Below are 12,548 nucleotides of genomic sequence, written 5' to 3'. Positions count from 1 at the left end.
TTCCGGTTCGCATCATCGATCTGCGTGCACCGGTCAAGCATACCAGCCGGCGCGGGTTTCCCTGCCGCCCGGAGCCAAGACCTTTCAGAAGGACCAGAGACATGACGTGCAAATTATCGCTCGCAACTCTCCAGCAGGCGGCTGCAAAGGTGGCCATTCCTGCCTATGACCGGAAGTCGCTTTCGGCTGGTATCGTGCATTTCGGTGTCGGCAATTTCCATCGTGCCCATCAGGCAATCTATCTCGACGACCTTTTCAATACGGGCGAGGCGCATGACTGGGCGATCATCGGCGCCGGCGTATTGCCGTCGGATGCAGCCATGCGTGAAAAGCTGGCCGCCCAGGACTTCCTGACGACCGTTGTCGAGCAGGACAACAACCGCACGGCTGCGCGTGTCACCGCGCCCATGATCGACATCCTGCCGGTCGGCGACGCCAGGGCGATCATTGCCAAGCTCGCTGACCCGACAATCCGCATCGTCTCGATGACGATTACCGAGGGTGGCTACTTCATCGATGCCTCGGGCAAGTTCAATCCCGCCCATCCGGCAATCGTGGCCGATGGGCAGAACCCGGATGCGCCGAAGACGGTGTTCGGCCTGATCGTCGCCGGTCTGAAGGCGCGTCGCGCTGCCGGCCTGCCGCCCTTCACCGTCATGTCCTGCGACAATATCCCCCATAATGGCGGCGTCACCAAAGCCGCCGTCGTCGGCACGGCAAAGCTTTCCGACCCGGCCTTTGCCGATTGGATCGCCGCGAACGTCGCCTTCCCGAACGGCATGGTCGACCGCATCACGCCGGCAACGGGTGCGCGTGAGATCGATCTCCTGAAGGACGTTTTCGATATCGAAGACAACTGGCCGGTCTATTGCGAAGAGTTCAAGCAATGGGTACTGGAGGACAATTTCCCGGCCGGTCGTCCGCCGCTTGAAAAGGTCGGCGTCACCTTCGTGCCCGACGTCACTCCCTATGAGCACATGAAGATCCGCATCCTCAATGGCGGCCATGCGGCCATCGCCTATCCGGCGGCGCTGATGGATATTCATTTCGTGCATGAAGCCATGGAAGAGCCGCTGATCCGCGCCTTTCTGGCCAAGCTCGAAAATGACGAGATCATCCCCGTCATCCCGCCGGTGCCAAATACCGTGCTTGCGGATTACTTCAAGCTGATCGAACACCGCTTCGCCAATCCAAAGATCGCCGATACCATCCCGCGCCTGGCGCAGGACGGCTCGAACCGCCAGCCGAAATTCATTCTGCCATCGACGGCCGATCGTCTCCGCCGCGGCGAGGATATTGTCGGCCTCGCGCTCGTTTCGGCGTTGTGGTGCCGTTACTTCGCCGGCAAGAGCGACAGCGGCAAGGAGATCGTCTTCAACGATGCCAGCGCCGATCGGCTGCATGAGGCGGCCCTCAAGGCGAAGGACGATCCGAATGCCTTCCTCGTGTTCGACGACATCTTCGGAGATGTCGCCAAATCCGATCTTTTCCGCAAGCGCTTTGCGCATGCACTGAAAACGCTGTGGGAAAAGGGTACCCGCGTCACCCTGCAGCTATACTTGGACAACAAACTCGCGGAATAATTTCGAACGGTCGGACCTCTCCTGTTCCGGCCGTTTTCCATTGTCCCGCCGGTGTTTCGGGCATGACAGGGCTACGAATAGAATTCAGGTTGGATCTGTGATGGCGGATGCGGGAACAGGGCTCGTAATCTTCGATTGCGATGGTGTGCTTGTCGACAGCGAGCCGCTGTCGGTCGGCGTGCTCATTCAGGCGATGTATGATGTCGGCGTAGAGATGAGCGAAGAGGATGTCTATAGCCGCTTCCTCGGCAAGAGCCTGGCGACGCTCGTCGATACGATGCAGACGGAATTCGACGTCTTTATCGATCAGGCATTTCTCGACCGCATCCGCAACGATCTCTATGAACGCTTCAAGCATGAGCTGAAGCCGATCGACGGTATCGGCGCGACGCTGGATGCGCTTTCGCTGCCGCGCTGCGTCGCCTCGTCCAGCCAGCTGGAGCGCATCCGCCTCTCGCTCGGCGTGACCGGACTGCTGGACAGACTGGAGCCGAATATATTCAGTGCCAGCATGGTGAAACGCGGCAAGCCGGCGCCGGATCTTTTCCTCTATGCGGCCGAAAAGATGGGCGTGCCGCCGAAGGATTGCATCGTCGTAGAAGATAGCCCGGCGGGCATCACGGCAGCGCGTGCGGCCGGCATGACGGTCTTTGCCTTCACCGGTGGTTCGCATGCCCATTCGCCGAGTTACCGGGCGGAGTTGGAGCAGCTTTCGCCGGAAGTCGTGTTTGACGCGATGCCGGAATTGATACAACTTGTCCGCAACAAGAGATAAGTGGGCGGGACCTCTTTTGCATGCGTGATCACGTGGTTGCGGTCGATATCGGCACAGGCAGCGCGCGCGCTGGTGTCTTCACCGCGAGCGGTTCACTGCTGGGTAAAAGCGAACATCCGATCCTGATGAATCGCCCGCGTGAAAACCACGCCGAGCATGATTCTGAAGACATATGGACTGCCGTCTGCACCGTCGTTCGCGCAGCGGTAAAGGCTGCCGGCGTCGACTCCTCCGTCATCGGCGCGATCGGCTTCGATGCGACCTGCTCGCTGGTCGTGCGTGACCGCGACGGCGGGCAGCTCACCGTTTCCACCGGCGGCGAGAAAAGGTTCGACACCATCGTCTGGCTCGATCATCGGGCGTTGGCTGAGGCGGATTACTGCACGGCGACGAAGCACGCGGTTCTTGAATATTCCGGCGCGTTCATGTCGCCCGAAATGGAAATGCCGAAGCTGATGTGGCTGAAGGAAAACCTGCCGGAAACCTGGGCTAAGGCCGGCTATTTTTTCGACCTCGCCGATTTCATGACATGGAAGGCGACCGGTTCGTTTGCACGGTCGCGTTCGACGCTGGTGGCGAAATGGAACTATCTTGCGCATCGCGAGCCGGGCTGGCAGGCCGATTTCCTCAATGTGATCGGCCTTGGCGATCTGCGCGAACGCGGCAGCCTGCCTGACGAGAGCGTTGCCGTTGGACGGTCTATCGGCACACTGACGGCCGAGGCGGCGCAAGCGCTGGGTCTCGACCGTAAATGCCATGTCGGTGCGGGCATGATCGACGCCTACGCGGGCGCGCTCGGCGCGCTTGCAGCCCATGCCGGCGATGCCACCACGTTGGAGCATCAATTGGCGCTGATTGCCGGAACATCGAGCTGTGTCGTTTCCTTTGCGCGCGCACGCAAGCGCAGCACAGGCATGTGGGGGCCATATTACGAGGCTGTCTTCCCGGGGATGTGGCTTGCCGAGGCGGGGCAGTCGGCGACGGGCGCACTGCTCGATCATATCGTCAGCATGCATGCGGCCGGTGGGCCGCCGACAGCGGCGTTGCACGATCGTATCGTCCGGCGGATTGCGGAGCTCAGGCGTGCGGAGGGCGATTCCCTTGGCGGGCGTATCCATGTGCTGCCCGATTTTCACGGCAATCGCTCGCCCCTTGCCGATCCGCATGCGTTGGGTGTCATCAGCGGCATGACGCTGGATGCGTCCTTCGATGGACTCTGCCGGCTGTACTGGCGCACCAGCGTTGGCATTGCGCTCGGTATTCGCCATATCCTGGAGCGAATGCGGGATTATGGCTATGTGCCCGACACGCTGCACGTCGCCGGCGGCCATGTGAAGAATTCGGTGCTGATGGAACTCTACTCGGACGTGACCGGCTGCAAGGTGGTCATCCCGAAGATGAACGAAACGGTGCTGCTTGGCACGGCAATCGCAGCTTCCGTCTCCTGCGGGATTCACGAAAGCCTCGGCGTTGCCGGCGCCGCCATGTATCCGGGTGGTCATGAGCGGCTGCCGAATGCCGAAAAGACGAAACTCTACGATCGCGACTACCGGCGTTTCCTCGCCATGTATCGCCATCGCGCGGAGCTGGACGCCATGGAATAGGCGGCTTACCGGAGCGGTGCCTGGGCGAACATGCCCTGAAGCTCTTCTATGCGGCGCGTCCTCGTTTCCGCCACTTCGCCCGCGGCGTGAGCAACTGAAGTCGCCAGATATTCCAGCAGCGCCATTATGGCTGAAAGATTTTCGCGGCTGTTGGCGCGCTGCGGCGGCAGGGACAGCGTGATGTTTGCGAATTCATGTGCCCATTCCGTGAATTGTCCAGTTAACAGCAATACCTTGTAGCCTGCCCGACGAGCCGAGCGAGCCAGAAGCCGTGAGGTGACAAAGCTCGGGGAGTCGATGACGACAAGCAATCCGTCTTCGGCGGGCTCGCCGAACAGCTCGATGTAGCTGCCATTGGCGCCGTCAAGGAAAAGGACCTGATCGCGGGCGAAGGTCAGGCGATCGCGAAAATAGCGACCGATCCCTGCGAGACTCGGGTGAGAGGTGACAAAGACATGTCCGGAGGACAGAATTGTCGAAACCGCGTCGCGCCATTGCGGCTGGCCGGCGAGGTTGTAGATATGCTGCAGCATCTCGATCTGTTCGGCAATCTGCGTCGCAAGCGGGCGCCCTTCGCTCGCATCTTTCTGCAACTGTTCCAGGATATTGGGCAATTGCGATGTGATACCGGGCGCATTTTCCTTGAGGTGCACCTTTATCCCATCGAGACCGTGGTAGCCGAGCGACCGCAGAAACCTACCTACCGTCATCGGGCTCAATTCCAGCCTGTCGGCAACGGAGGAGGCCGTCTCGAAGGGTAGTTCATTCAAATGCTCGGAGAAATACTTAGCAATTCTTCGTTCGGCCGGAGTGCCGATCTTTATATATTGTCTAAGTTTCTGGCTAAGGTCTTCCAAGTTTTGCGCCTCTTTGATGGTCTTTTCGATGTTATGTTGCGCCAATTTCTACGCTCATTGGCTATTCAATTTTGATCGGGCCGCCGTTCTTGTTGCGGTTGTTGTTCCTAATGTGGCGTACAGAATATATTAGTGCAAAATGTATTACAATAATTCAAATTTTTAATTGTCACGTTCATATATCTCTGCGGGATATTGATATCGATACAACCGTTTCTTAAGTGTCCATTTGCCACTAAGAGAGGTAGAACGAATGATTGGCCTTGCCGCCCGCCGCTCCTTCGAGAATCTTTTTGCGCCTGAAACGCGCAAAGTTTTCTGGAAGGTACTCGGCCTTACATTGCTGGCGCTCCTCGTGCTGTGGTTCGTCCTGCGGAGCGTCTTTAATTTCCTCGTATTGCCTTGGCTGCAGGGCTTCATGCCATCCACCTCGGATTGGACGGGTTGGCTCGCATTCCTTCTTGCCATCTTCGCCGGGATTGCATTGGCATTGGCGATGGCGCTGCTGATTTCACCGGTCACGGCGCTGATTGCCGGCCTATTTCTCGACGACGTCGCCGAAGTGGTGGAAAAGCGCGACTATCCGGGTGATGCGCCGGGAACGGCAATGCCAATCGTCGCGGCGATGAAGAGTTCCCTACGCTTTCTCGGCGTCGTCATCGTCGGCAACATCGTGGCGCTGTTCCTGCTGTTCATTCCGGGCGTCAATCTCGTCGCCTTCTTTCTGGTGAACGGCTATCTGCTGGGGCGGGAATTCTTCGAATTTGCCGCCATGCGTTTCCGCTCGCCGGACGAGGCGCGGGAATTCCGCGTCAAGCACGCTCTCACGGTCTTCCTGGCCGGCCTGGTGATCGCGGCGTTTCTGGCGATCCCGCTGCTCAATCTGCTGACGCCGCTCTTTGCTGCCGGCATGATGGTACATCTGCACAAGCTGATCTCGCACAGGGAGGCGAAGCTGCGGTCAAGATAGGCTTAGCTCGCCGCTTCCGCTCCGATGATCTGAGGCGGAAGTTCGACCAGAGGAGCAGGTATGTCCCATGTCTTTTCCGGGGAGCGACAGATGTCTGCGATTACGCAGCGTTCGCATTCGGGCTTGCGTGCCTTGCAGACATAGCGGCCATGCAGGATCAGCCAATGGTGCGCATGATAGAGATACTGGTCGGGAATGATCTTCATCAACCGCTGTTCGACTTCGTCGGGCGTCTTGCCCGGAGCCAATAGCAGCCGGTTGGCGATGCGGAAAATATGTGTATCGACGGCCATCGTCGCCTGGCCGAAGGCCATGGAAAGCACGACATTCGCGGTCTTGCGGCCGACGCCGGGCAGGGTGATCAATTCTTCGCGGGTGCGCGGCACCTCGCCGCCGAAATCCGTGATCAGCTTTTCCGACAGAGCCACGACGTTCTTCGCCTTATTGCGGTAAAGGCCGATCGTCTTGATATATTCGCGGATGTGCTCCTCGCCGAGATCGAGCATCTTCTGCGGGGTATCGGCAACGGCAAAGAGGGCACGCGTCGCCTTGTTGACGCCGGCGTCAGTCGCCTGCGCTGAAAGCGCCACGGCAACGACCAGCGTGAAAGGATTGACGTGCTCCAGCTCGCCCTTCGGTTCCGGCCGCTGGATGGAGAAACGCCGGAAGATCTCTTCCAAGTCCGCTTTGGAATAAAGGCTCTTTCCCGCCGGCTTGCGGCCTGCGGTCGCATTTGACTTTTTCGCGGTTTGGGCGCTGGATTTGATCTTTGGATTTGCCATAAGCGACCTATACTCAAGTCCTATGACGAAACGCAACGCCGATACGGCTGGAGACGGCAACAGGCCGGTTTTCGCTGCCGAATTGTTTCCCCATCGCTCGCTGTCGCGAAAGGGGTTCAGGGTCATGCTGGTCTTGGCGGGCATCTTCTGTCTCTTCTACAGCATTCTCTTCGTCACGCGCGGCGCCTGGCCGATCGGCATTTTCTTCGGCGCCGATTTCTTCCTGCTCTATGGCGCCTTCTGGCTGAACTACCGCTCGGGCCGTGTGCGCGAAGAGGTGACGGTATCGCGCACCAACGTTTCCATCCGCAAATTCTCGCCGACGGGCCGCATGGTGGAGCATGATTTCAATCCGTTTTGGACGCGGTTCCTGGTTCGCCGTCACAGCGAGATCGGCGTTGTTTCCATGCATGTCCGCGACAGAAGCCACGACACCGATGTCGGCTCCTTCCTCAATCCGGAAGATCGTGAGAGCTTTGCCAAGGCCTTCAAGCGTGCCTTGGCGACCGTGACGCAACGGATATGAGCGGACTTTACAGACCGGCGATATCACATTTTTGCAGAGAGACCACTGGCGCAAGAAACGGGTGGTTTTAGCCGTCTTGCCGTGGTTTTCTCCTTTTCAAGGAGAAAGATCATGAATGCGATTGCACAGCTGAAGAAAGACATCACCCCGGAAGGTCAGGATTACGACACCGTGCGGGAGGTCATCGAGCTCATCACTGAGGAATATCGCGACCAACCGTCGCTGGAGATGCTGGCCGAAAGGCTCGGCCAGTCGCCGACCCAGCTGCAGAAGACGTTTACACGCTGGGCCGGGCTGTCACCCAAGGCTTTCCTTCAGGCCGTCACGCTCGACCATGCCAAGCGGCTCCTGCGCAAGGAGGATCTGCCGCTGCTGGAGACCTCTTTCGAGGTCGGCCTTTCCGGACCAAGCCGACTGCACGATCTCTTCGTCACGCATGAGGCGATGTCTCCGGGCGAATGGAAGGCGAGGGGCAGCGGCCTGGTGATGCGCTATGCGTTTCACATCTCGCCCTTTGGTCTTGCCTTGATCATGGTCACCGATCGCGGCCTTGCCGGTCTCGCCTTCAGCGATTCCGGCAATGAGAAGGCTTGTCTCGCCGACATGACCTGCCGCTGGCCGAATGCAGAGTTCATCGAGGATCCGCATGCGACCGCACCTTACGCGGCCCGCATCTTCGAGCGAGGGAACTGGTCGAGTGATCAGCCGCTGCGGGTCGTGCTGATCGGTTCGGATTTCCAACTCCGCGTCTGGGAAAGCCTGTTGAAGATCCCGATGGGCCGCGCGGTGACGTATTCCGACATCGCAAGGGATATCGGCCAGCCGACGGCGATGCGGGCCGTGGGTGCGGCTGTCGGCCGCAACCCGATCTCTTTTGTCGTGCCCTGCCATCGTGCGCTCGGGAAGAACGGGCAGCTCACAGGGTATCACTGGGGGCTGACGCGCAAGCGGGCGATGCTGGGATGGGAAGCCGGGGATGCTTGAGGGGGGCTGAGGCTCTGAAGTTTGCGGAGGGGGGTGCGCACTCTCCGTAAACTCGTATCAAGCTTCTCAAGCCGCCTTCGCCATAGCCATCTGCAGCAGCGCCTTCGCAGCACTTTCATCCGTAATCAAAGTATTGCAGCCGATTCGCTTGATGGTGGCGCTGATCGCCCGGGCGCGGTGGGCGCCGCCGGAAGAGATCACGATGTGCTTGGCCTTTTTCAGCGTATCGAGATCGACGGACATGACGCGCTTGTTGATCGGGTGATCGACGGAATTGCCCTCGGCATCGAGGAAGTTGAACATGGTGTCGCAGACGCAGCCCATTTCGATCAGCTCTTCCAGCTCGCGTTTCGAAATGAAACCTTCCGACAGCGATGTCGAGTGCGGGCCGATGTCGCCGCAGCTGACGATGGCGAGATCGAGGTTTTCCGCCAGCCGGTAGATCGCCTCCAGCCCGCATTTCTCGATGAGATTGCGCTTGGTCTCGACCGAGTCGACGAGAAGCGGCGCCAGGAACATGTAGCACTCCGCGCCGAGCTGGCTCGCCAGACGCCAGGTGTAATCGATCGGATTGGTCTGATGGACGGCGACGATGCCGCCGAGCAGGGAAACCACCTTGCAATTGTCACGGCGGGTCGGGCGGAAGCTTGCAAGCGACGCGGTCATCGTCCGGCCCCAGCCGACGCCGATCGTATAGTTGTCGGGGATGGCTTCGGTCAGGAACTGGCCGAGCGCCAGGCCGACGCTCTTTGCCTGTGCGTTCACATCTCCATTGGCCGGCTCGGGAACGACGATCGCTTCATCGAGGCCAAAGGTGCGCTCGAGCTTGATCGCCAGTTCAACGCAGTCATCGATGCCTTCGGTGATCCAGATCTGCACCTCGGCCCGGCGCATGGCCTCATCCAGCAGGCGGATGACGGTGGTGCGGCTGATGCCCAGCTGTTCGGCGACATCCTTTTGCGTCAGTCCCTGGTTGTAATAAAGCCAGGCGGCGCGGAGCCTCAGGGAGGAGGTCTCCGAATAGGCGGTGTGGGTTCCGCGTCTCAGTTTGGCCACAGGTCCTCCGGCGAGATTGTCGCATGCGCCGTTTAACGTCATGATCCGCTTGAGATGCGAAAAGGAATGATGGCGGATGACTGGAGCAGGCGAGATCGGCTCTTCTGCTGCCGATATTCTATGACATGAAACTTATGTCAATCGAATTGCACAAATGTCCTTGACTTTTCGATGCGAGATTGCTGATAGTCGGTGATGAGGAATTCGGTCTTGTCCAACCGAGGAGGACAATGTGCGAGTGCTGCTGCAAGCAAGTGCCAGACCGGACAGGGAGCCATATAGGGCGCCCGGTGCCGGTGAAAAGCCTGCTTTCGGAAGGTTGTTTCTTCACCGCTCGGCCGTTCACCGGAAATGGAACTCCAGCGCGTTTTATCCCGTTACCGACACATAGGAGAAGGAAGGCTACACCCCGACGCCTTCGGTCCCGTCCGGCGAAAAGACCGGATCTGCTGCCAACATCTCCCATTCCAATGGGCTTCATTCAACAAGGATACCTGTTATGACTTCCAAGCTTGACCAACTCCGCGCCATGACCACGGTCGTGGCCGATACCGGCGATATCGAGGCAGTTGCCCGCCTGAAGCCGGTGGATTGCACCACCAACCCGACGATCGTGTTGAAGGCACTGGGCACGCCGATGTTCGCCGACGCGATCAAGGAAGCCGTTGCCTGGGGCAAGAAACAGGGCGGTGCCTCCGAGGCCGTGGTTGCCGCCGTTGCCGACCGCCTGGCAATTTCCGTCGGTGCAGCGCTTTCCGGCCTCGTTCCCGGTCGTGTCTCGACCGAAGTCGATGCCGACCTCTCCTTCAACACGGAAGCTTCGCTTGCCAAGGCCCGCGCCATTATCGCCGCCTACAAAGAGCGCGGCATCGAGCGTGACCGCATCCTGATCAAGCTCGCTTCCACCTGGGAAGGTATCCGCGCTGCCGAAGTGCTGCAAAAGGAAGGCATCGACTGCAATCTAACGCTGCTCTTCAGCAAGGCCCAGGCGATTGCCTGCGCCGACGCCAAGGCATTCCTCATTTCGCCCTTCGTCGGCCGCATCCTCGACTGGTACAAGAAGTCGACCGGCAAGGACTACACGGCAGAGGAAGATCCGGGCGTCGTCTCGGTGCGTGACATCTACCACTATTACAAGGCCAACGACATCAAGACGATCGTCATGGGCGCCTCCTTCCGCAATACCGGCGAAATCGAAGCGCTGGCCGGCTGCGATCGCCTGACGATCAGCCCGAACCTGCTTGACGAACTTTCCAAGGATGAAGGCAAGCTGGAGCGCAAGCTCTCGCCGGAGCCCAAGGGCTCGGTCGAGAAGATCGCGGTCGACGAAAAGACCTTCCGCTGGATGATGAACGAAGATGCGATGGCTACCGAGAAGCTCTCCGAAGGCATCCGCGCCTTCGCCAAGGATCTCGGCACGCTGCGCGCCATGGTCAGCAAGGAACTGCAGCTCGCAGCCGCTTGACGGTGATCGGGCGTCTCTCCGTCGGGGGAGCTATGATTCGACAGGGTGTCGCAGGGATGCGGCGCCCTTTTTGTTTGAAGACAGGGTTTTGAGGTCGCCGCAGTTAGACGGCATGCGCGGCCTTAGAGAGACCAGAGGCGCTTTGCATTGAGGTGATAAAGCCGATCGCGTTCATCGGCACTGACACCATGCATCAGGGCATGAGTGGCGGCGACCCAGGTGGAGAGATTGCCGCCAAGCGTGCAGACGGGCCAATCGCTGCCCCAGATGACACGGTCCCAGCCGAAGCTTGCGATGCAATGTTCGACGAATGGCCGCAGCGTTTCCGGCGACCAGTTGTCCGGATCGGCATAGGCAACGACGCCGGAAATCTTCACGATGATATTCGGCCGTTTCGCCACCTCGCTGATGCCCAACGACCAGCTTTCGCTCAGCCCATCCTTCACCGCCGGCACGCCACAATGGTCGAGGATGAAGCGAACATCGGGATTGAGGTCGATGAGTGCGATCGCCTTGGATATCTGATGCGGCAGGACGCAGAGATCGAAGGTAAAGCGGGTATCGCTTAGCCGCTTCAGGTTTTCGCGGAAGAGGACACCCTCTGAGACGTCATCCGGCACGACATGCAGCACGCGGCGGAAGCCTTTGACGAAGGGGTCGGCGAGCGCGCGCTCGAGATATGCGGGAAAGTTTGCATTTTCGGGGCGGCAGGCGGCGATGGCGCCGCGCAGCAGGCTGCCAGGCTCGCGGCTCAGGCCTTTGACATATTCGGTCTCGCGCTCGATATCCTCTTCGGCGACATCGACTTCCATGTGCAGCGTGTCGGTGATCCCAAGGCGTTTGGCCTCTCGCGCATAATCTTCATAAAGGCTGTCACGATCGAGTGCGCCGGCATCTGCCAGCCAAGGATAGCCGAGCCGCTTGCGGTCGACGATGTGAAGATGGCTGTCGAAAAGCATGGCATTCCCCCCGAGCTGCTAGCTCTCTACATACTCACAGAAAAATTATTCATTCAAATAAAAATTATAGCTCGGCCTGATCCACAGTTCCTGCGACGATTTCAGAGATTGCCTTGGCTGTTTGCCGCACATATTCGACCACTTGCTGACGCGTGGGCGCCTTCGGGTTCACGGCCTGGATATAGGGGCAGGTCAACGAGGCCAGCGCATTGCCGTCCATCGCCAGAACGGGCGCGGAAATATTGTGAACGCCACTCGTCTGCAGGCTGTCCATGGTTTCGAAGCCGTTCTCGCGGATTGCCGAGAGCTTCTCTTCGAGATCGGCAGGTGGCTCCTCAGGGTCCGGTTCCTGGCGCCTTTGCTCGTTGATCATCATCTGGCGCTGTTTTTCATCCTTGAATGCCAGGAGAATGTGACCTGAGCCGGTATTATAGAGATTGAGCTGGGCACCGACACGGATCGAGATGCCCCAATAGGTCGGCGAATCCTGTTGGGCAATGACGACGACGGAGCCGCGATCGTATATCGCCAGATGACAGGCCTGCTCGGCTCGGTTGGAGAATTCGCGCATCAGGGGCGTGGCGAAGGAGACGAGGCGGCGCACCGGCGCATGGTAATGCGCCAGGCCGAAAAGCTTCAGGGTGAGATAGAAGCGATCGCCGTCCTGCCGCTGCACATAGCCGCGCCGCACGAGACGATCGAGCATGCGATAGAATTCGTTGGGACTCTTGTTGAGCGCCTTGGCGATTTCCGCCTGCGTCAGCCCGCCATCGATCCTCGCCAGCAATTCGAGAATGTCGAGCCCCTTGTCCAAGGCCGGTGCGCGATAACGATCACTGTCGTCTTCTATGCTCATGAACAAGCCCTCATGCGATAAAATATATCAATCATTCATATATGAATGATGGAATTTTACAAGTGAGTGAACGCGACTTGACGATCAGTGAATAAGATGTTTGCTTATAAATTATTGGCCTGTAAAGGGTC

The 12,548-nt window shown here is 59.1% G+C and carries 12 protein-coding genes; 7 read left to right on the top strand and 5 right to left on the bottom strand.

The window, feature by feature from the left end:
- The first annotated feature begins 101 nt into the window (after positions 1-101).
- From ACK83U_RS13095 to ACK83U_RS13085, 3 genes are all read left to right on the top strand, one after another.
- Positions 102-1,583, top strand: a complete 1,482-nt coding sequence (locus tag ACK83U_RS13095) for a mannitol dehydrogenase family protein (RefSeq protein WP_112602947.1) — start codon at positions 102-104, stop codon at positions 1,581-1,583.
- 100 nt (positions 1,584-1,683) lie between these two features.
- Positions 1,684-2,358: an HAD family hydrolase gene (locus ACK83U_RS13090; protein ID WP_112602945.1), complete on the top strand. Its 675-nt coding sequence runs from the start codon at positions 1,684-1,686 to the stop codon at positions 2,356-2,358.
- A 20-nt stretch (positions 2,359-2,378) separates the two neighbouring features.
- On the top strand, positions 2,379-3,962 hold the full coding sequence (locus ACK83U_RS13085; RefSeq protein WP_112602943.1) for an FGGY-family carbohydrate kinase: 1,584 nt from the start codon (positions 2,379-2,381) through the stop codon (positions 3,960-3,962).
- Between the two features lie 5 nt (positions 3,963-3,967).
- Here ACK83U_RS13085 and ACK83U_RS13080 read toward each other — a convergent pair whose 3' ends face one another.
- Entirely contained in the window at positions 3,968-4,819 is an 852-nt protein-coding gene (locus tag ACK83U_RS13080; protein ID WP_412474617.1) for a MurR/RpiR family transcriptional regulator, read from the bottom strand.
- 253 nt (positions 4,820-5,072) lie between these two features.
- Here ACK83U_RS13080 and ACK83U_RS13075 point away from each other — a divergent pair, with 253 nt between their 5' ends.
- Positions 5,073-5,789 carry a sulfate transporter family protein gene (locus ACK83U_RS13075; RefSeq protein WP_112602939.1) on the top strand — a complete coding sequence of 239 codons (717 nt, stop codon included), beginning with the start codon at positions 5,073-5,075 and terminating at the stop codon, positions 5,787-5,789.
- A 2-nt stretch (positions 5,790-5,791) separates the two neighbouring features.
- Here ACK83U_RS13075 and nth read toward each other — a convergent pair whose 3' ends face one another.
- Entirely contained in the window at positions 5,792-6,571 is a 780-nt protein-coding gene (gene nth, locus ACK83U_RS13070) for an endonuclease III (RefSeq protein WP_412474616.1), read from the bottom strand.
- Between the two features lie 22 nt (positions 6,572-6,593).
- Between nth and ACK83U_RS13065 the strand changes: the two genes are divergently transcribed.
- Positions 6,594-7,097 carry a DUF2244 domain-containing protein gene (locus ACK83U_RS13065; RefSeq protein ID WP_112602937.1) on the top strand — a complete coding sequence of 168 codons (504 nt, stop codon included), beginning with the start codon at positions 6,594-6,596 and terminating at the stop codon, positions 7,095-7,097.
- Between the two features lie 111 nt (positions 7,098-7,208).
- Positions 7,209-8,081: a methylated-DNA--[protein]-cysteine S-methyltransferase gene (locus tag ACK83U_RS13060; protein WP_112400729.1), complete on the top strand. Its 873-nt coding sequence runs from the start codon at positions 7,209-7,211 to the stop codon at positions 8,079-8,081.
- A gap of 66 nt (positions 8,082-8,147) precedes the next feature.
- Here the strand turns inward: ACK83U_RS13060 and ACK83U_RS13055 are convergent, their stop codons facing one another.
- A complete protein-coding gene (locus tag ACK83U_RS13055) occupies positions 8,148-9,137 on the bottom strand; it encodes a sugar-binding transcriptional regulator (RefSeq protein ID WP_112335217.1) in 990 nt (329 codons plus the stop codon).
- Between the two features lie 499 nt (positions 9,138-9,636).
- Here ACK83U_RS13055 and tal point away from each other — a divergent pair, with 499 nt between their 5' ends.
- Complete coding sequence (gene tal, locus ACK83U_RS13050) at positions 9,637-10,602, top strand: transaldolase (protein WP_112335216.1); 966 nt, start codon at positions 9,637-9,639, stop codon at positions 10,600-10,602.
- Between the two features lie 122 nt (positions 10,603-10,724).
- On the opposite strand, the gene ACK83U_RS13045 is transcribed toward tal, so the two are convergent.
- Positions 10,725-11,561 carry an amidohydrolase family protein gene (locus ACK83U_RS13045; protein WP_112602935.1) on the bottom strand — a complete coding sequence of 279 codons (837 nt, stop codon included), beginning with the start codon at positions 11,559-11,561 and terminating at the stop codon, positions 10,725-10,727.
- 64 nt (positions 11,562-11,625) lie between these two features.
- The gene (locus ACK83U_RS13040) at positions 11,626-12,417 is read right to left on the bottom strand and encodes an IclR family transcriptional regulator (protein WP_112602933.1); all 792 of its coding nucleotides are present in this window, start codon (positions 12,415-12,417) and stop codon (positions 11,626-11,628) included.
- Positions 12,418-12,548: the final 131 nt, after the last annotated feature.

It is taken from the genome of Rhizobium sp. WW22, from assembly GCF_047041135.1.
Taxonomy (GTDB): domain Bacteria; phylum Pseudomonadota; class Alphaproteobacteria; order Rhizobiales; family Rhizobiaceae; genus Rhizobium.
This window is presented reverse-complemented; position numbering and strand designations above follow the sequence as displayed.